Source organism: Candidatus Desulfofervidus auxilii (assembly GCF_001577525.1).
Classification (GTDB): Bacteria; Desulfobacterota; Desulfofervidia; order Desulfofervidales; family Desulfofervidaceae; genus Desulfofervidus; species Desulfofervidus auxilii.
Window position 1 is genome coordinate 192,402 of record NZ_CP013015.1, and the last position, 20,567, is coordinate 212,968.

A 20,567-nucleotide genomic window follows, 5' to 3' on the forward strand; every position below is an offset into this window, starting at 1 on the left:
ACTATTTTGTTTTATTATCTAAGTGTTACTAAAACGCCTCAGGCATGATAAATAGAAGGCATATTTATGAATAAAACCATCACTCCAGGCTCTATCCTTCAAGGACCTTTCTGGCAGGAAAGAATTAGAGTTCTTTCTATAAAATCCATTGGAATGGATAAAACAAAAATAGAAGCAGTAGGCATTACAACTAACACATTTTATCCCTGTATTCTTTCACAAGCAGACTTAGAAAAAATAAAAATTTTACCAGAACAGACTATCCAATTTAGCGGAAATTCTAAAGGCTTTTTTCTTTTTACTGAAGCCCACCGCATGCGTAATGCCTTCCAATTTGATCCTCTTTATGCAGTGAATGTTTCTCAAGTTGATCCTTTACCACATCAAATTGAGGCAGTTTACTATTACATTTTGCGAAATCCACGTATTCGTTTTCTTTTAGCAGATGACCCAGGCGCAGGCAAAACCATTATGGCTGGCCTATTACTTAAAGAATTAAAATACAGAGGGCTTGTAGAAAGAGTACTTATTGTTGCACCAGGCCATTTAAAAGACCAGTGGTTGCGAGAAATGCATGAGAAATTCCAAGAAAACTTTTTTATTGTTGATCGTAGTGCCATCAATGCTGCCTGGGGACAAAACATCTGGCAGGAGAGAAATCAGGTAATCACCTCTATTGATTTTGCTAAACAGGACGATGTCTTGTTTTCCCTTAAAGATGTGCGCTGGGACTTAGTTATTGTAGATGAAGCTCACAAGATGTCTGCTTATAAATACGGTGATAAAATAAGTAAAACAGGGCGGTATAAATTAGGAGAAGGGCAGAGAATTCCTGATGAGGAGGCTATAAAGAAGATAAAAGAAGCGACAATGGAAGCCTTAGCCACACGTCACATAGACTTAAGTAGGATATTGGGAGAACAACGTAAAGCTAGAGAAAACCGTTTAGTCCCTGAATATGTGGAGGCTTTTTTCAAAAGAGCAGCAGAAATTTTAGACATTAAGATGGAAAAACGGCAAGATGATTTTTGGCGAATTTCTCAAGTACCTTTATCTCTTCGCAATCAAACTTATGAATTTAAAACTCGCTTTGGAGAGGTGAACAGGGAATATAATAAACTTTCTTTTGATAAAGAAAAGGCATTTAAAGGGCAGGCAGAGTTTATTGCCTTAGGCCATCCTCTGCTAGAGGCAGTTATTGAAAAAATATTTAAAGAATTTGCCTTGGAGGCTGAAAAAGGAGCTTTATTTTTTGATCCTGAAGGAAAAAGGTTAGGTGATGAATACTGGCTTTATGTGGTAACAAATGCCGCTTCCTCACCAGAACTCTATCTTATTCAAAACCCTGGTTAAGAATTAGAGCCCGACGAGGAAGTGGAGATCGTAAGATATATTGTGAAGGACTGGAAAGTATCTGCTGCCAGGGCAATATGACCTGTTTGCCAAAGATAGAGAAAAGGAAAATAAGGTGTAGGGCACTGATGACAGGCGGAAACATGGTAATAACTTTCAAAATATGGTAATAAAGGGAAAAAGGGGATTTAAATGGGTAAAGTAACAGTAAAAGCAAAGATACGGAATTTTTTAGATGAGGGAATGGCTCAGAAGGGCATAATACCACCGGAGGAGATAAGAGAGACAGAGGTCGAAGGGCTTGTAGATTTTGGAGCAACATTGCTCACCCTCCCGGAAGAGATGGTAGAAAAGTTAGGACTTACCCTGGGAAGAGAAATTGAGGTTAGTTATACCGTCAAATCATCCTAGAGCCCTTGATTTGATTATTGATCCTAGGGGTATTTTGACCCCAAGGCCTGGCCATGAGGATATGCCCCTCATTGAGCTGTTGTAAATTAAGAAGAGTAATTATTAGTGAAAATTACCTATGACCCAAAATACCATGCGCTTTATCCGAAGCTTGGAACATATAACCCTCAGCACACTATTGCCTGTAGAGATAAAGAAACAAGCCTTAGGAAACCACACCCAAGGCATCGAAAAGACTATAAAAAAGCGAGTGTTTGTATGCCAGATAGGGAAAAATATAAAAGGTTAGTGGCACGCATGAAATACTATGGGTATAGTGAAGAGGAAATATTCAGTGCCATTTTGCTCTTACAAGATTTAGACCAAGGCAACATAAAAAATCTTGATGGATTTTACAACATTCTGATGGAACGATTAGAGAATAAGGAGCAATACTTAGATATCTGGATCGAAGGAAAGACCGCTTTGACTTTAGCGTTTAACAATTTTAATGTAACTTACAACCCACTTGGGAATGGCCCCGATCTCCTGGCCGAGGATTTCGGACATCAATTATACGTGGAGGTTAAGCGCTACCGGGAAGACTGGTTGACTCGGAGAAAGTTAGAAGAGGCGACAGAAAAAGGTACTAAGTATGGACGAGGACAGCGAGATGTGGAGAAACTTATTGGTGATGTCTTGAAAAAGACATCGCAACTTCCCAGAGGGGAGATTGATATCGTATTTATTAGGTCTGATAATATAACGATTGAGGAGGTAGATTTTAAATTAGCTATGCACGACTTTGATGAGATGGTACGGAGTAACCCAGTATATAGGGGAATAAGTGGCATACTATTTGACAGTGGATGGGTAAATATTAGAACCGGACAACGCTTCTACTTGCATTTGAACCCTCAAGCTGAGAAACCACTTTCTTTGGTTCTGGCGGAAAGACTCAGAAATCTCGAAGAACCTCCTCCTCATTCAAGGGATGAAATCCCTTTCCTTATGAACTACTTGGGAATGAATTGATGAATAAGGTATTCATTGAAACTGACTTTCCTATAAAAGCAGTAAGTGCCCAAAGGGCAAAGGAAAAGAATATAAGACATGGACATATTTCTACCTTGCATATCTGGTGGGCGAGACAACCGCTTGTAGTTTCTAGAGCAACTATTTATGCATCCTTAATTCTGAAGGAGGCTGTGGGTGTGGTAAGTTATATGATATATGTGATAAAGGTTTGGAGGAAAAAACAATGATAGAAGTTCTTGAAATAAAGAATTTGAAATCCATCAAAAATCTCAATCTTAGTTGTTTAAAGATAAATATTTTCATTGGAGAGCCAAATACTGGCAAGTCTAACATCTTGGAGTCCTTGGGAGTTTTATCTTTTCTCGCTTATGGGAATAAATCTTCTTTAAAGGATTTTGTGCGATATGAAACATTATCAAATTTATTTTTTGATGAAGATTTGGAGAACGAATTACAAATAAGATTACAGCATAAAACAGCATCAGACGTATTTGAAATCATTTTTACTCAGGAGGACCGTTTTAAAGGGACATATTTTGGCTATGATGTTTCTAAAAATTTCAAAACAGACAAAAAAAATTTGTTTGAATTTGACTATATGGCAAAAGGACAATATGAACGTGAACAAAGATTTGAACACATAAAATTCTATCGTTTTGAAAAAAGAGGACTTTTTCCTGAGAAATACTCTTCGTGTTTGTTACCACCGTTTGGTTCTAACTTATTGTCAGTTTTAAAAACACATAAAAATTTGAAACAAGAGATAATTGACAACTTCCTTAAACCTTTTGACTACAAACTAATGTTTAAGCCTCAAGAAAATAAAATAGAAATTGTTAAGCAATATGACGATATACTTATAAGCATCCCCTATGCTTTGATTTCGGATACTTTTCAGCGTCTTATTTTTTACTTAACGACTATACTATCAAACAGGGATTCCGTTCTCGTTTTTGAAGAGCCTGAATCACATACCTTTCCCTATTACACAAAATTTTTGGCAGAAAGTATTGCTTTAGATGATAAAAATAACCAATTTTTTATTTCCACACATAATCCATATTTTCTATTTTCAGTTCTTGAAAAGAGCAAAAAAGACGACATAGCTGTCTTTGTAGTTTATATGGAAAATTTTGAAACAAAAGCTAGAAAATTGACACAACAAGAAATAGAAGAGGCCATGAATATTGGTCTAGATTTCTTTTTTAATCTTGACAGGTTTAAAAATGAAGAGCAGGAATAATCAATGAAATACCTTATTGAATGCAAGCCAGACAAGCTTTTAATAAAGCTTGTTACTGGTGCTCCGAAAAAGTCAGTAATTCACACCGCAAATAAAACAGAAGTCATAAAGATGCTTTTTAAAATTCCTGATGATGCTATTGGCATCATAGATGAGGACCCAGGAAGTTCTCACCCATCACATTTGAAGAAGTTTAGATTAAAGCAAGATTTATCGGAGCATGGGTTAGCAATGCTGGAAGAAAATGACTCGGGAAAGAAACTAGTTATCATTAAGCCACGCTTAGAAGAATGGCTCTTAAGAGCTGGAAAAGAAAGTGCTATTTCTTTTAAAGAATACAACTTGCCAGAAACGGGAAAAGATTTGCATAAGGTGATAAATACTAATCTAGAGAGACTAAAATTAGTTTTAAAAGAATTACTTGAGGAGAGATGTGTCAGATTGCAGAAATTGAAAGAAATTTTACTAAAATAAAAATTGCTTAAAAAAATTTTCTTTTATTTTTAACCATGATAAAAGCTTTGCAAAATGTAGGGTGGAACTTTATGTCCACCAATATATTACGGTGACAAATAAACCGCCATCCTACACTTTGATAACAAAATGTGTTCTGCAAAGGGCTTATGATATATAAAAACTATATAAAACAAAAAGCAAGAGAATTAATCTGGGAACGAGCTATAAAACTTCTTACGGAAAATCGAGAAAAATCAACTTTAATTTATCCTAAAATTATGTATTACTATTGGGAGCATATTATTAGCAAATATAGCAATATATTAAAATTTGACCTATCAAAATTGACTGAAAGTTCTTTGGAATCTTTCCTGAAGGTTAGAGAGTCTAAAATCAGTTCCAAATCGAGTAAAGAATTAAAAGTTCTTTATTTATGTGGTCCCGAGCCAGAAAATGATATAGAATGTTTATTGAATTTAGGAGTTATACCAGAAAATATATGGGCTATAGAAAAAGATCCAGAGATATTTAAGTATGCTTATAGTAGTATAAAATATCTATATCCAAACATTAAAATACTTCAAGAAAAAATAGAAAATATATTAAGTACTTTAAGGACAAAATTTGATATAATTTACTTAGATTTTACTGCTCCTTTTTTCTCAAAAAGACAAAAGCCTTTTCGTGCTTTACACCAAATATTGATCCAGAATTCACTAGAAGATTTAAGTGTCTTAATTACAAACTTTTCGGAATTAGATAAAAAAGAAGAATATATTAACCTATTAACGCATTATTTTTATCATCAAAATCTTATAGAGTCTGGAATTATAGAAATAACAGAAGGAGAAATAACTGAGGGACCTATAATTTACGGTTTAGAAACCGACCATTTTAGAAAATTAATTCACGATAACTTAGAACGGGCTTATTCTGCCTTTTTGACACATTATCCTATATATTTTTCCTGCAGAATATTACCTGCTATAAATATTTTTTCAAATAAATCATTGTTTAAACTTTTAATAGATAAAAATGCATATAAAAAAGCGATTAAGAAAATTTCAAATATATCTTATATAAATGCCACCTGTGCTAAAAACTTAGACCTTACAGGTGGAGAAAAGTTTTTGCAACCTGAAAATTTTTGGTTTGAATTTTTTATAGATGAAATAGAAAAAATAGAGGACCTAAATTTTTGGAGGAGCCAATTTTCTCAAAAGATTTCTGAAAAAGGACTATATATTTCAATAAAAGAAGCTGTTTCTATTATTAATTTAATAAGAATGTTTGTGGAAGGTTATCATGATGTAATAAATAGTCAAATAAGAAAAAGAATTTTAGAAACACAGGAAAATGTTTTAGGACAATATGTATTTTGTGATATAGCTTTTCCTCATTTATGGATTGAACTGATTATTAATCAATTAGGACATCCATATCACGCTAATATCGAAAAACATTTTAGATTTAGCTATAGAGCAAAGGAAAGAAAAATGTTTGTGGATATGTTTCTTTTTGATAAATGTCGTTATTTTTATGATTGGATTCCAACCGTATTTTTGCTTCCTGAAATGATGTTAGATGTTGAAAAGCAATTAGTAACTAGGATAGTTATAGACATAATATCAAAACATTATAGATATGTTTTGCCTGAAGTTTTTTGGGGAGCAGCATTAATAGGTATGAATGAAAAACAATGGGCAAATTTTAAGACGCTCAGTAAAAGAGAATTTTTAAGTATTTCTGTAAAGGGAAATAATATTTATAATGATCAAATTTATTTTCTTGAAATTTTAAAATTAGCGAAAACTCAAGCTATAAGAGTAAGAGATATTATGCAAAATAAAGTAAAAATATTTAAGGACTTGGGCGAAAAACATACATGGTTTGGTTCAGCCTGGATAAAAATTATAGATAAAAATAATCCTTATGGAAAATTTGGGATCTTATTTAGAAAGTTAAAAATCAAAGATGAAGTAGGATGGGAGTATGATAGTAAGACTGGATTTTTACGTATTTGCAACTTTTATGATGGTCATGAATTTCTTGTATATAAAGCAGCTTATGAAACTGCATGTTCAATTTTACAAAGAGCAGGTATAAAATGCAAATTAATAGAAATTTTAGACTAAATTATAAGAGAGAAACAGCCATGAAAAACAAAACCTTTATTGAAGCCGATTTTCCTATAAAAGCAGTGAGTGCTGAAGGTGCAAGGGAAAAGAATATAAGACACGGACATATTTCTACCTTGCATATTTGGTGGGCAAGAAAACCACTAGTAGTTTCTAGGGCTACCATCTATGCGTCTTTAATTCCTGCACCCAAGAATGAAGAAGAAAGGATAGCAAAAGAGCAATTTATTGCTATCTTTTCAGATGAATATAAAAAATGGCTTGAGTCTAATAAAGGAAAACAGCCATCTAATATTTTACATTATACATGTCTGGCCAAATGGGAAAATTCTTTAAATAAAAAAATTATTGAAAGGGCTAGAAAGGAAATTTTAAAGGCCAACGGTGGTAAACCACCAAAGGTTTTAGATCCATTTGCCGGCGGTGGTGCTATTCCGTTAGAGGCATTAAGGCTTGGCTGTGAAACTTATGCTGGTGATTTAAATCCAGTAGCTGTATTGATTTTAAAATGTACTTTAGAATATCCACAAAGATATGGAAAACCTGTAAAAAGGGAAGTTAAAGGAAAACTTATAAAAGAAGATGTTAATCCTCTGCTTGAAGCAGTTAAAAAATGGGGCAATTGGGTTTTAGAAGAGGCTAAAAAGGAAATTGGTCAATTTTATCCAAAAGATGAAGATGGTGCCATACCTGTGGGATACTATTGGCTAAAAACTATTCCATGCCAAAATCCAACATGTGGTTGTCAGATACCACTTACTGCAAATTTCTGGCTGGCAAAAAAGGAAAATAAAAAAATTGCCTTAAAGCTTATTGCTGATAAAGAAAAAAGAGAAATCCACTTTAAAATAGTGGACAATCCAGATTTCGACCCAAGTAAAGGCACTGTTTCTAGGGCAAAGGTTGTTTGTCCTGTTTGTGGGAGTGGCATTGATGATAAAACCGTGCGTAAGCTCTTTCAAGAGGGGAAATCTGGGCAAAGGATGGTAGCAGTTGTATTGCATTATTCTGATAAAACAGGAAAGACCTATCGTATTGCGACGGAAAAAGACATAGAAATTTTTAAGTCTGCTTTCTCCGTTTTGACACGATGGGAATCTATGAGAGAGACTCCTGCTAATGTTTTTGGAAGACAAGCATTACCAATGATGTGGGATTTTACGGATATAAATCCTTTTAGTGGAGCAACAGGAGGTATAAAACAAAATTTGAACTGGATTCTTAATGTCCTCTCCCACCTCTCTCAAATCCCACCTGTAGAATCAAGGAAGGAAGAAAAGTGAACAGAGAAGAAGCAAAAAGGATTTTGGAGATTATGGCTACCGCAGATGGGGAATGTGTTTATTGTGCAAGAGAGCTATTTATCCAATTCATCAAGAAATTCCCAATGTTTTCAGATCTTGCTAGGGACGTTTTTAAAAGGAAGTTCAACGAAGAACTTGAACATGGAAATGAAAAAGAAATCTTAAAACACACGATAAACAAAGTTATGAAGCAAAATAAAATTGATGTAACACACACAATCCTTTTTGGCTCAAGGGCAAGGGGAGATTTCAAATCAGAAAGTGACTGGGATGTTCTTGTAATTGTCAGAAACAACTTATCTATCAAGGAGAAGATGCTTTATTCAAAAAAGGTTAGAGAAAACCTTGCAAAGCTTGGCATTGATTGCGATTTAATAATCAAATCTGAAAAAGAGGTTGAGAGTTCTAAAGAAATGTTTGGTTCGGTTATAAGGGAGGCACTAAAGGAAGGGATGTCACTATGAAAGAGAATGTAAAAAAGTGGTTTATAAAAGCTATGGAGGATTTGAAAGTCGTTGAACACGAAATGGTTTTGCTAAAGAATGAAATTGCCACAAGTGCTGTATGCTTTCACTGCCAGCAGTTTGTTGAGAAAGTGTTGAAAGCATATCTTACTATTAAAAATGTTGATTTTGGGAAAACACATAATCTTGAGTTCCTTTTGGAACTTTGCAGAAAGCAAGATAGGGATTTTGAACAAATAGATACCGGAAATTTAACTTTTTATGCGGTCGATGTGAGGTATCCAGATGAATTTTACATTCCCTCCTTTGAAGAAGCTAGAGAATGCTATGAGATTGCCAAAAAAGTAAAAGAGTTTATTGAGAGAAAGTTAAATATCAAAATAGAAGAAAATTTATGAGAAAACTATATATACCAAAAATTTTTCAATGCTCTGTTACCTCTCTTCCTTATCCCAATGACTCCTTTGATGCCGTTATCACCGACCCTCCCTATTACGACAATGTGCCATATTCTTATCTTTCTGATTTCTTTTATGTCTGGTTAAAAAGAACACTTGGTGATTTATATCCTGAACTTTTTGCTACACCACTTACACCAAAAGCAGAAGAGAGTGTCGCTTATACTCATCAAGGAGGTTATGCGACTGGCAAGAAGGCCTTTGAGGAAAAGATAGAAAAGGCTTTCAAAGAGATTCATCGTGTATTAAAGCCAGAAGGGATTGATGTCATTGTCTTTGCCCATAAATCTACTGAGGCCTGGGAGACAATCATTGATGCCTTACTTAAGGCTGGACTTTATTTAACTGCTTCTTGGCCCTGGGATACAGAAATGAAATCAAGGCTTAGGACAAAGGTCCCTGCTGCCCTTGCTTCTTCCATTTATATGGTCTGCCGTAAGCGGATAAGTAACGAAACTGCTTATTTCCATGAGTTAAAACCTCTTATTGAAGAAAGGATTAAAGAAAAACTTGAGCAGTTCTGGAATGAAGGTATTTCTGGGGCAGATTTTTTTATTTCGGCAATCGGTCCTGCGATTGAGATATTTGGTAAATATGCCAAAGTAGAAAAACTTTCAGGTGAAAGGGTAGAAATAAAAGCTCATACCTCTACTGGGCTAGACAGAACTACTTTAGATGCCAAAATTAAAGAAACTCTTCTCCAAATAGGGGCTAAAATTGAAGAATGGAATGAGGAATAGACATAGGATGTCCCCAATATCTAAATTAAGACACTCTACATTTAGTCTTGATAATGGTGCATATTGAATGCAGAGAATAAGAGATAAAAAAATCCTGTTTATCTTCCTTCTCTTTTCTTCATTAACCCTTATTATTCTTATGGTATTTCATTTTTTAAAACCTCAAAAACCACATCCTACCTATGAAGACTTTTCTCAAACAGCTATAGAAGAAGGAATATTTAATTTAAACCACCTTATTGCGGAGACATTTCTCCATTTGGGCCTTGAAAAAAACCAGTGGCAAGAAAAAATTATTAGCAAGACATGGAGGGGAAAAACATATCCATTTATAGAGATAAATGCTCAAAAACCAAAAGCATTAACCTGGTCTACAGTAAAAACAAGCTTTATCTCTCTAGCCCAAAAAAATCCCAAAATCACTCTTCGGCTTAGGACCCCTACTTCTAAAAAATGGGAGTTTTATTTGGGTTGGAATGGTCTCATTACTCACCACTTGGTTTTCAATCATTTTTTACCATTACTCCCAAAAGAAAAACCAATGATAGCCATTATTGTGGACGATTTAGGCTATGATATGTCGGTGGTAAAGTCACTTATTAACTTAGAAATACCTCTAAATTACGCTATTTTACCCTATTTACCTTACAGTAAAGAAATAGCCGAATTACTCTATATCCACCAACAGGAGGAAATATTACTCCATTTACCCCTGGAACCAGATGGATACCATCCTCAATTAAATAAGCAACCAGGAATGCTATTTCTCAATATGCCTCCATTTACCTTAAAAAAGCAATTGACAAAGGATTTAGAGGCCGTGCCTTATATTAAAGGCGTAAATAATCACATGGGGTCAAAATTCACTCAAAATCCAACCTATATGAAAATAGTATTAAGAGAAATTAAAAAAAGAAACCTTATTTTTGTGGATAGTTTTACCACTCCCAAATCCATTGCTTATAAACTGGCTCAGGAAATGGGTGTTAAGAGTTTGAGGAGAAATCTCTTTTTAGATTCCACACCTGACGTAAATAGTATCAGACAACGCTTAACCACCTTAACTCGGTGGGCGCAAACCCAAGGAGCAGTCTTGGCCATTTGTCATCCTTATTTAACTACCTTAATGGTTCTAAAAGAAAATTTGCCTAAATTAGCCATGAAATTTAGGTTTGTAACTGTTTCTGAATTGATTAGACATAAATATTTAGCCGCAGATTTAAATAAATAAAACTAATTTAATCAGAACCAAAACTACATTCCTTACAACTTACTGGACATTTTAATAAGTCAAATGCTGACAGAATCCTTTTTTGCTTTATCTTCTTCTCTTCGGGCAAAGGCACAAAAGAGATTAAAGTTAACAATTGAAGTAATTCTTTTTTAGTGGGAATTTTATTCAAATCTTTTCCTAATGATTTCCCTGTTACAGTATCTAACACCTCAGTAGCAAATCCATCGGTGATCACAGTAAAAGGAATTTGATATGAGTCTAAAAGCCGGGCACAAGCCAAGGTTAGCTTTTCTCTGGTAACTAAGGCTGTGGGGTAACACTTGATTAAAATTATCCTTTTTCCTGCCAAGCGAACGATATAGTCAATAGGAACAGTAATCTTTGCATTATCAACTGTGGTCTCAAATATTACATGTGTTTCAATATCTGACTTTTCATATCCTTTTTCTTCTACTAAAAATCGGGCCACTCTTTGCCTCAACCTTTCCATATCCGTATCAGGTTTTTTTTCTCCAGTAAGAAAGTCTATTAAAGTTTGTTCCACTTTTGAACCTCCTAAATTCGGGCAAAGGTCTTTATCTCTTCTATTTTTCGCATGGCTGCTTTATAGCCTTCTGCAATGGCTTCATGTGCTCGATGAAACTCTAAAAAACCAATATTTCCTACCTCAGGTTCAATAAGCACTTGGGGCTTATCTAAACGCAATCTATCTTTGGTAATTTGCTTTTCCATAATATAAATTGAAGATAAAATAATCTCAAAGATATTAGGCAGAGGTTCTTTAGATGTCCAGTTTTTTAAATACGGTAGGTCTAAATCTTTTATTTTCTCCTTTAAATTTTTCAAATTAAAACGCCCCGTTTCGGGTATTTGTGCCTTTCTTACTTTCTGCATAGTAGGAATTACTAAATGAGCATTGACATCAACAGCTATAACTACTTCTGCCCCCATATTTTTCACCACATTGACAGGCACCGGATTAACTACACCTCCATCTACCAAAATCTCCTTATTAATCTTTACCGGAGTAAAAATTCCTGGTATAGAAATGCTTGCCCTGACAGCATCAATAATATCATCTTTATCCAAAATTACCTCTCCACCGGTGACAATATCTGTAGCCACTGCGGCAAAGGGTATAGATACTTCTTCTATTTTAAACTGAGAAATATTTTTTTTCAGTAATTCCGTCACCTTTTTGCCATCAATCAAACCTGATTTAGGAAAAACAATATCAAAAAAGGCAATTATATCTTTCCAATCTAAATGTAAGGCCAGTTTTTTTAAATTATCTATTTGACCAGCCACAAAGAACGCACCTACCAATGCACCCATGCTTGTTCCAGCTACATAATCTATGGGAATTTCTGCCTCTTGAAAGGCATTAATTACACCAATATGTGCCCAGCCGCGGGCAGCACCCCCACCTAAGGCTAAACCTATCTTTTTTCTACGTCTTTTAAAAATACCCATTTTTTTAATATTATACATTTTTCTTTGCTAAAACAAGCTATTTTATAAATCCCTCTTGATTTTTTTCTTCAAGCTTGTTAAAAATGAAAAGATGCTCCCCGGTAGCTCAATTGGCAGAGCGCCTGCCTGCCGCAGGCAGGGGTGGCTGTTATGGAAAGTTGGTATGTATATGTACTAAAGAGTTTAAAAGACGGTAAATTATACACAGGTATAAGTAGGAATCCAGGAAAGAGATTAGGTGAACATAACAGAGGTAAGACAAAATCTACTAAATATAGAAGACCCTTTGTTTTGATATATACAGAGGAGTGTGTGTCTTTAAAGCAGGCACGAGATAAAGAAAAGTTTTATAAATCAGGAGGCGGTAGAGAAAAATTGAAATCAATACTCCCCGGTAGCTCAATTGGCAGAGCGGGTGGCTGTTAACCACTAGGTTGCTGGTTCGAGTCCGGCCCGGGGAGCCATCTTAATGGCTGTTTCAAACTCATTTAAAGTATCCTTCCGACTTATCCGCACAAGGGAGAAAGCAGGAAAAATAAAAATCTCTCTTTCTCCTATTCTGGAATGAGAATAACACCCCACTCCCGAAAAAGAAAGTTTTAAAATGTTTGACTTTTTGTTTTTCTTTGCTATATTTTAATCTGTAATGTCAAATTGTAATAAACTCTGGCAGACATAAAGGAGTTTAAATTGTTATGGAAGTTTCCTCAGAAATAATGACCCTTGAGGAGACTGCAAAATATTTAAAGAATGTCAATAATTAAAAACATAAACAAAATGGACAATATAAAAATAAAATATCCACATTTTCATTTGTCTGATTGGCCTTTTAGAGTTGTACCTGATGAAAGTTTTTACTCTTTTATGGCTGATAGAACTCAACTAGTTGGTGATATTAATACTTTATTGCGCAATCTTTCAAGACAACCTGCCTCGAGTATTCATTTAATGTGGGCATGGTTTGGAGCAGGCAAAACACATACATTGAGACATATTGAATATTTATGTAAAACCAAAGTTTCTAATATAATTCCTATTTATATCGAGTTTCCTAAATCTACTAAGAATTTTTTAGATATATATAGAGCATTTATAAATGGAATTGATATAGAAACATTAAAAAACGCTTATCTTGAAATATTTACAAGTCCAGAAAAAGATAAAATTCAAAAGAAATTACATTTTGATTTCCCAGATTTGTCTAATGCTTTAATGCTTCTGTATCAAGGAAATTTAGAACAACAAGAAATTGCCATTCGTTGGTTACGGACAGAGTATCGAGAGAAGAAAATACTTAGAAATATAAATGTTGTGAAACCAATTCAATCAGCGGAAGATGCTATTAAAGTAATTTCATGGTTAATTCGTCTTTTAAGCTCAGGAGAGGTTATTTCGGGCGAGGTTAAAAGAATATTATGGATGATAGATGAATACCAAAGAATAGAAAAATTAAGAAAATCTGTTATAGAAGAAATCAATGGTTGTTTACATTCAATATTTAACCAATGTCCCAATGGACTTTCAATTATAATTTCTTTCTCTGGATATCCAGAAGAAAAAAGATACCCAACTTGGTTATCTCCAGAAATTAAAGATCGTATTGGAATTGAAAAACCATTATTACTTCCACCATTATCAAAGAAAGAAGCTTTTAAATTTATAGAAGATATTTTATTACATTTTAGAGCTTATCCATCACACATTAATATTCATGACAGATATTTCCCATTTACCAAAGAATCTATTGAGAAGGTAATAGATATAATAATAGATAAAGCAAAAAAGAGTAAACGAAAAGATGAGGAACCGAAACCTCGAACAATTATGCAATTTTTTAATTTGATTTTACAAGAAGCTGATCCACTGATTGAAAAAGGCAAGATGGAAGCAATATCTTCTGATTTTGTATCTAAGATTTTAACAAACATAAATTTACCAGAGGAATAGGACAATGCCTTTAATAAGTGAGATTGTCGGGCAAGAAGGAGTATATTCTTTATTAACTTCACTATATAAAGAAAAAGATACTTTTACTACAAGTGAATTAAATGAATTATTAAAAGAAACCGGTATCTCTGATAATTTATTTTCAGAATTAGTAAGATTTGGACTTTTTATAGAGACTAAAGATGGATTTTATATTTCTTCTTTAGGTCAAAAAATTACTTTGCTTTTAAAAGCTATTAACGAAGATGAGGAAATTTTTCAAGTGTTTCAAGAACTTACATATTTTTATCCAAATCTCAGACCTTATGAGATTATAACTGAAAGCATTACTAATTATTTTATTGATAATCTTTATAATAGACCTGATTTTATAAGAGTGTATATTTGTTCTCCTTGGATTCGGTTAGATAGGGGTCATATAGAAAAAATTGAGTCGGCCATTTACAAAGCTTCAAAACAGTATAAGAATATTCAAGTTTTTGTAATCACTTTACCAATAGAAAGATATCGTAGTAGAAAAGCGATTGATACTCTTAGAAACTTAAAACAGCTTGGTGCTGATATTGTAGTAAATGATAAACTTCATGCAAAGCTATATATAAGTGAGCCTGGTCCTTTAGGTGGTGAGTATTATGCTATCTTTGGATCTGAAAATCTTACTGGTCGAGGAAATATAGAATTAGCTATAAAGATAAAAAATGACAATGAAATCTTAAGGAAATTAAATTCTTATTTTTATGAGATTCGTCAAGAATCTTATATTTTAAAGGAGGTGTAAAAATGGCTAATGGAGTTGCTGAGTGGTTTGGTTTGAAACGCTCAAATTTCATTTTAGATCCTAAGAATGATGCTGAATTTTATGCTCCAAGGACAGGTGTGGACATACCAAAATTAATTGAAGGACTTCAAGTGAATTTAGTTACAGAACGACCACCAAAACGATTTTTTTGGGGAGTTTACGGGGGAGGAAAAACGCACACATTATTTCACATTAGTAAAAAATTAGAAAGTTTACTAGAAATTTATCCAGTTTATGTAGAGTGCCCGAGTGTTCCTAAAAAATCTACTTTTTTACATCTCTACCATGATGGAATTATGATGAGCATGGGTCAAGATTTTGTAGTAGGTCTATTTAAAGATTTAATTAAAAGTATTGGTGTCGTTAGCTTTGATGAATTACTAAACAAGTTAAAAGAAATTTTAGAAGATGAAGAACTTTCTCGGGCAGTTGCAAGTCTTTTAGGGGCTCGCCCTGATAAAGAACTCACCTTTTGGAGATATGTCTCAGGTGTAAGTGTTCCTTCAAGAGATTTAGCTGAATTAAATCAAACACAGTCTCTTGCTGACAGCATCCCTTCTCGACTAGCAAATATTATAATAATTATTGGTCGAGTTATAAAAAAAGTGATGAACAAAACGTTAGTTTTAGTAATAGATGAATTAGATAGACTTAAATCTATCGCAGATGAATATGGGATATCGACGTATGAAGAAGCTTTTAGGAAGCTGGTAGATGAAAACCAAAGAAATGTTGCTATAATAATGGGTTGTTCAGGCGTTAACATGCGAGAATTGCCCGAACCTTTTGCTGGAGGGGAACAAAGCCCTGTTCTTAATAGACTGGGGATACACAATCTTATAGAGATCTCTGAAATTTCAGCAAATGACGTCGATAACTTCATCAAAGCAATTTTGAACTATATAGTAGATAAAGAACAGGCTCGGGAGAAAATTAATAAATTAAAAGGAAATATAAATGAGACCCTAACAATAGACTTATTTCCTTTTACAAACGAAGCTATTGAAGCTTTGAAAGGAACTTTAAGAGGCATTATGACCCCTAGAGAGATAACTCAGAGAATGTCTGATGCTGCGGGAAAAGCATTTCTAATGAAAAAACCTTTCATAACAAGAGAAATTATAGGAGGTTAAGTAAAAAATGGTAAAGCCCATTCCAAAATTGATTTTTAGAATTGAACCAGCATATTCTTTTCAACAAGAACTCAAAGCCCCACTTTTTAGAGAAAACAATATATTAGTCGGAATGATAGGCTGTGGATTGGAATTAGAGGCTATCTTTTTAGGGAAGATTGCTGAATATGGAAAAAATTTAAATATATGGCTAGATTGCGAAGGCGCACATGCTATTTATGTAATTGGTAAAAGAAGATCTGGAAAAACTTATACTTTAGGGGTAATTGCTGAAGGGTTAGTGTCAAATAAATGGTTAAAACAGGGGGATCAAAAACAGGCAATTCTTGTTCTTGATACAATGAATGTTTTTATTACTTCATCATATAGTGTTAAAGAAATTTGTAAAGAAAGAAGCAAAGAATTTGAAGAATTTAAAAAGTGGAGTTTAGAGCAAGAAAAACTTAATATAGTATTTTTTTATCCTAAAGGCAGTCCTTCTTCTCCAGAAGGAGTTTCACAAGAAATAGCTATAAGACCAGCGGATTTAGATGATAAAGACTGGGCTGCTCTTTTTAATGTAGATATATATAAAGATCCTATCGGGCAACTTATCTCTGAGCTATATGAAAAAGTAGCTTTAGAGGGTTATAAGGATTTAAATGGAAAATATATACAAGCTAATCAGAACTATTCCTTAATTGATTTATTAAACTGTTTAGATAATTGTCCAGAAATTCAAAGAAGTTATCAATCTGATACAATTCGAGCAGTTAAGTCTAGATTTAAAGCAATTAAAAGATTACCTATTTTTTCTGAGGAAGGAATCGATATCAAAAAAATTTTTTCTTGTGGACAACTTTCCATTTTACTTCTTAGAGATATTGATCAGAATTTAAGAGCCCTTTTAGTCGGAATATTAATTAAAAAAATAATGGAATTACGGAGTATTTCTGACAGGTTTGAAAGATTATGTAGAGTGCATAGAGAACGTTTTGAGCATTTTAAAGAAATAGGGGATGAAAAAAAAGCAAATGAAGCTTATCAAAAATATAGTGAATATAAACAAAAAGCTCAAGAAGGTTTACCACGAGGATGGATTATTATTGATGAAGCTCATAACTATATGCCATCTAGAGGAATAACTCCATCAGCAGAACCTCTCAGAAAATATGTAAATGAGGGAAGAAATTTAGGTTTATCTATAGTAGTAGCCACTCAAAATCCATCTGCTTTAGACCCTTCTATTCGTCGAAACGCAGACATTTTAATTGTACATTCAATCAGTATGAGAGATGATATTTTTACTGCTGAAGGTATGGTGAATACATTTATTCCAGACCTTTTTGAGTTTGGAAGAGTAAAAATTTCAACAAGAGTTTTTGAACAACTGGTTAGAAGTTTACCAATAGGATATGCTGTTATCTCAAACGATATGATAAATAGGGTGTTAGTGGCAAAAATAAGGCCAAGAATAACAATCCACGGAGGAATAGAATATTGATACAGCCACGTTTTATTATGAAGACACACACAGGAGCTTTGAGGCCCGGAAATTATTCTATACTTATCGCTAAATGTACCTCTCCAGATAAGAGTTATTATCCTGAGCAAGTTGAGGGAAAATTAGCAAAGTTTATAGGTAGTAGATCAATTGCCAAGTATGTAGTTTTAATAGCTACAACAAAAAACCGAGGCTTTGGTTTTTTATTAGATAATATGACTTGGAGTTGGAAGGGGCATGTGATAAATGCTGTCCTTAAATATTTGGGTAAATTCTCAGAAGATAAAAATGTTTATTTCAATCTATCTCAATTAGAAAAAATAGCTTATCTTAAATATTTCTTAGAAACAGAAGGAGCTTTAATTTTGAAATTCTCTGAAAAATTTGCTGATAAAAAAGAAATAACCTATTCTCATTTAAAAAATGAAATTCAAAATATATTTGAAGAAATTTATGAAGGCTATATAGATATAGCCCCTGATTTTAGAATAAGAATGAAGATCAAAGAAATGTTTAAAGAAATGCAAAGAAGAATGAAAAACAAAAAACATGTTTATGACAAAAGTACATTACCTCACAAGATTAAGCCTCATCTTCAAGCTTTATGTGATTTAGGACTGTTAGAGGTGAAAAATGAAAATACGGAAGAGATATATAAGGTGGTCATTCATAATAAAATAAATCCTTTGGAGAGCTTATATAAAGAATTAAAAAACTTCAAACAGCTTGAGGAATCCATTGAGAATAATAACTTTTTCCCTATAATAGGGAAAATTTTGGGGTTAAATCCAACTAAATATTCCATAAAACAGCATGAAGAATTGCTTAAGGAGACTTTTCTTTTGGGATATAGATCAATGAAGAACGTTGTTGGGTTAGCCGATATTAGTGCTCTTGTTGATTGGTGTTGCATAAAGCTACTTTCTGAAAAGAATATTCTAATTTATCCTCAAGATGTTCAAGAATTTTTAGATAAAATAAGAAAGTATAATCCTTCTAGCATCCGATATCATGTGAATGGAAAAGGAAGGATATCTTATATAATTTGGGATGAAACTTTTAATTAAAGGAGTTAGAAGCACTGGACATTTTACAGAAATAATTCTCCAGGATGGATATAATATCAAATTGAGGCCATTTATTTATGTAAAGAAAGGAGATTTCTTAGAATTTCTTCCATCAATTAAAAAATTTCAAGAAGTATATAAAATATTTGATGATAAGGCAACTAGTGAGTTGAAGAAAATAAAAATCCACCCTCCTTATTGCACAAAGGAAACAATCTATTTAGGAGCACATCGTTTCAATGTAATATTTCGAGAAAGAATTAATTCCAACGATTGGAAGAAGATAAAAGAATTAGAAAAATTCCATTATAGAGGGAAAGGATTAAACAAATTAGTAGGGAGAAGAACCGTTCTTCTTGCTGAAATGAAGGATCATGGAGTTATTGGATTTGGTGTTATTTCTGCTACAGTTGCTGTTGCTAAACCTAGATTTGAACTTTTACAGACTAATTTTACTGATCAAATGAAAACAAAGTTAATCAATCGAATTGTACGAATTCCAAGAATAGTTATCCATCCTGAATTCAGAGGAATAAATTTAGGAGTATTGATGGCTAAACATTTAGTTCTATATGCCAAAAAATATTGGGATATTAACCATTATACACCTATTATGGTAGAGGTTATCGCGGCAATGACTGAATATCATAAGTTTTTCGAAAAGGCTGGGTTTATAAAAATAGGCTATACTTCAGGATATAAAAATGGAATAATACCTATATATGGGAATGGAAGTTTTGAATCAAGAAATTATGAGTCTTACGATTTCATGGAAAATCAGAACCCTAAACCTTATTTGGTTTTCCCTTTAAACAAGGAGTTAAAACAAAAAATTAGACTATATTTCCCTAAAAAACAAAAGATGATTTTACATAAACATCCAAAACTGAAGCATTCAATAAAATTTGAAAATGTCTCTGTTAGTTATAAAATCAGAAATGGATCTACCAAAAGAACCGAAGTTATAAAAGAAGTATTCGGAGTAGATGCACAGCATGCTTTCTCTCCTATTTTAACAAATTTTTCTTTGGAAATAGAACCTGGTGATGTAGTTTTAATAACTGGAGCTTCTGGTAGTGGAAAAAGTACAATATTACGACTATTAACAGAAAAAAACACAACTTTGAAAAAAGAGATGGAAATTAGAGGGAAAATAATTAATAAAAGTTTAAAGGATATCGCAATTCTTGATACTAAATGGAGCAATTCTCTTCCTTTAATTGATCAGATAGGAAAAAATAAAGATATAAAAGAAGCTATAAAATTACTTAATTCAGTAGGACTTTCAGAAGCTCATCTTTATATAAAAAAACCAAATCAACTTTCTGATGGTCAACGATATAGATTTGCAGTAGCAAAACTTTGTGATTCTAATAAAGCAATATGGATTGCGGATGAGTTTGTTTCAACACTTAACTCTGAAATGGCAGCAATTGTTGCTAAAGGATTAAGAAAGGTAGCATATAAACATGGAGCAACACTAATTTTAGCAGCTCCTCATATTCATAATTTTATACATTTGCTTCTCCCTAACAAACTTATAAAACTTAAATGGGGAACAAAACCGATTATTTATTCAATAAAAATAATAAATTTTTATCAAAACGGAGATAAAATTTCACTGTCTATTCTTAATAATGGTCATGTACCTCTTACAAATGTTCAGGTAGGTACAATTATAAGAAATGGTTTTTTTCTTTCACAAAATAATTTTAAACAAATTAATCCTAAGGATGAAATTTGCTGTGAAATAAAAATAAGAAACAGTGAATATTATGCTTTAGGAATAAAAACTAACGAGGGAGTAGGGGAAATTTTATATTTAGAAATAATAAACAAGAAATAAT

General features: G+C 33.1%; 18 protein-coding genes, 1 tRNA gene and 3 pseudogenes. 20 read left to right on the forward strand and 2 right to left on the reverse strand.

The annotated features are described in order from the left end of the window. Positions 1-66 precede the first annotated feature (66 nt). The 12 genes and pseudogenes from HS1_RS12715 to HS1_RS01030 all read left to right on the forward strand — a co-directional run bounded on the left by HS1_RS12715 (position 67) and on the right by HS1_RS01030 (position 10,815). Positions 67-1,353 (forward strand): SNF2-related protein, encoded by a 1,287-nt coding sequence (locus tag HS1_RS12715; protein ID WP_082757528.1) that lies wholly within the window; start codon positions 67-69, stop codon positions 1,351-1,353. Between the two features lie 192 nt (positions 1,354-1,545). Beyond that, the gene (locus tag HS1_RS00980; protein WP_066060314.1) at positions 1,546-1,764 is read left to right on the forward strand and encodes a pepsin/retropepsin-like aspartic protease family protein; all 219 of its coding nucleotides are present in this window, start codon (positions 1,546-1,548) and stop codon (positions 1,762-1,764) included. A 105-nt stretch (positions 1,765-1,869) separates the two neighbouring features. Then, positions 1,870-2,778: a hypothetical protein gene (locus tag HS1_RS00985; RefSeq protein ID WP_066060315.1), complete on the forward strand. Its 909-nt coding sequence runs from the start codon at positions 1,870-1,872 to the stop codon at positions 2,776-2,778. Further along, positions 2,778-2,939 (forward strand): annotated as a pseudogene (locus HS1_RS00990) (DUF1156 domain-containing protein); the annotation flags it as partial. The gene HS1_RS00985 and the pseudogene HS1_RS00990, both read left to right, overlap by 1 nt. 50 nt (positions 2,940-2,989) lie before the next feature. Further along, positions 2,990-4,024 (forward strand): AAA family ATPase, encoded by a 1,035-nt coding sequence (locus HS1_RS00995; RefSeq protein ID WP_216638266.1) that lies wholly within the window; start codon positions 2,990-2,992, stop codon positions 4,022-4,024. 3 nt (positions 4,025-4,027) lie between these two features. Then, positions 4,028-4,498 carry a hypothetical protein gene (locus HS1_RS01000; protein WP_066060318.1) on the forward strand — a complete coding sequence of 157 codons (471 nt, stop codon included), beginning with the start codon at positions 4,028-4,030 and terminating at the stop codon, positions 4,496-4,498. Between the two features lie 149 nt (positions 4,499-4,647). Then, entirely contained in the window at positions 4,648-6,615 is a 1,968-nt protein-coding gene (locus tag HS1_RS01005) for a class I SAM-dependent methyltransferase (protein ID WP_066060319.1), read from the forward strand. 20 nt (positions 6,616-6,635) lie between these two features. Further along, positions 6,636-7,865: pseudogene (locus tag HS1_RS01010) on the forward strand (DUF1156 domain-containing protein); the annotation flags it as partial. Between the two features lie 32 nt (positions 7,866-7,897). After that, the gene (locus HS1_RS01015; protein ID WP_066060321.1) at positions 7,898-8,386 is read left to right on the forward strand and encodes a nucleotidyltransferase domain-containing protein; all 489 of its coding nucleotides are present in this window, start codon (positions 7,898-7,900) and stop codon (positions 8,384-8,386) included. Then, the gene (locus HS1_RS01020; RefSeq protein WP_066060322.1) at positions 8,383-8,784 is read left to right on the forward strand and encodes a HEPN domain-containing protein; all 402 of its coding nucleotides are present in this window, start codon (positions 8,383-8,385) and stop codon (positions 8,782-8,784) included. Before HS1_RS01015 ends, HS1_RS01020 begins: the two co-directional genes overlap by 4 nt. A 20-nt stretch (positions 8,785-8,804) precedes the next feature. Continuing rightward, a pseudogene (locus HS1_RS01025) lies at positions 8,805-9,473 on the forward strand (DUF1156 domain-containing protein); the annotation flags it as partial. A gap of 178 nt (positions 9,474-9,651) precedes the next feature. After that, on the forward strand, positions 9,652-10,815 hold the full coding sequence (locus HS1_RS01030; protein ID WP_066060324.1) for a divergent polysaccharide deacetylase family protein: 1,164 nt from the start codon (positions 9,652-9,654) through the stop codon (positions 10,813-10,815). Positions 10,816-10,822: 7 nt separating this feature from the next. Here HS1_RS01030 and HS1_RS01035 read toward each other — a convergent pair whose 3' ends face one another. Both HS1_RS01035 and HS1_RS01040 read right to left on the reverse strand, forming a co-directional pair. After that, a complete protein-coding gene (locus HS1_RS01035) occupies positions 10,823-11,362 on the reverse strand; it encodes a type I restriction enzyme HsdR N-terminal domain-containing protein (RefSeq protein WP_066060325.1) in 540 nt (179 codons plus the stop codon). A gap of 11 nt (positions 11,363-11,373) precedes the next feature. Then, the gene (locus HS1_RS01040) at positions 11,374-12,309 is read right to left on the reverse strand and encodes a patatin-like phospholipase family protein (RefSeq protein ID WP_066060326.1); all 936 of its coding nucleotides are present in this window, start codon (positions 12,307-12,309) and stop codon (positions 11,374-11,376) included. 132 nt (positions 12,310-12,441) lie between these two features. Between HS1_RS01040 and HS1_RS13840 the strand changes: the two genes are divergently transcribed. From HS1_RS13840 to HS1_RS01080, 8 genes are all read left to right on the forward strand, one after another. Continuing rightward, a complete protein-coding gene (locus tag HS1_RS13840) occupies positions 12,442-12,717 on the forward strand; it encodes a GIY-YIG nuclease family protein (protein ID WP_082757845.1) in 276 nt (91 codons plus the stop codon). Beyond that, a tRNA-Asn gene (locus HS1_RS01050) sits at positions 12,680-12,755 on the forward strand. The genes HS1_RS13840 and HS1_RS01050 overlap by 38 nt, the downstream gene beginning before the upstream one ends. A gap of 313 nt (positions 12,756-13,068) precedes the next feature. After that, on the forward strand, positions 13,069-14,238 hold the full coding sequence (locus HS1_RS01055; RefSeq protein ID WP_156469340.1) for a hypothetical protein: 1,170 nt from the start codon (positions 13,069-13,071) through the stop codon (positions 14,236-14,238). 4 nt (positions 14,239-14,242) lie between these two features. Further along, positions 14,243-15,016 (forward strand): phospholipase D-like domain-containing protein, encoded by a 774-nt coding sequence (locus tag HS1_RS01060; RefSeq protein WP_066060328.1) that lies wholly within the window; start codon positions 14,243-14,245, stop codon positions 15,014-15,016. Positions 15,017-15,018: 2 nt separating this feature from the next. After that, positions 15,019-16,170, forward strand: a complete 1,152-nt coding sequence (locus HS1_RS01065; RefSeq protein ID WP_066060329.1) for a P-loop NTPase fold protein — start codon at positions 15,019-15,021, stop codon at positions 16,168-16,170. A 7-nt stretch (positions 16,171-16,177) separates the two neighbouring features. After that, positions 16,178-17,653 (forward strand): ATP-binding protein, encoded by a 1,476-nt coding sequence (locus tag HS1_RS01070; RefSeq protein WP_066060330.1) that lies wholly within the window; start codon positions 16,178-16,180, stop codon positions 17,651-17,653. Positions 17,654-17,670: 17 nt separating this feature from the next. Beyond that, entirely contained in the window at positions 17,671-18,720 is a 1,050-nt protein-coding gene (locus tag HS1_RS01075) for a hypothetical protein (RefSeq protein ID WP_066060331.1), read from the forward strand. Then, positions 18,704-20,566, forward strand: a complete 1,863-nt coding sequence (locus HS1_RS01080; RefSeq protein ID WP_066060332.1) for an ATP-binding cassette domain-containing protein — start codon at positions 18,704-18,706, stop codon at positions 20,564-20,566. Before HS1_RS01075 ends, HS1_RS01080 begins: the two co-directional genes overlap by 17 nt. Position 20,567 lies beyond the last annotated feature (1 nt).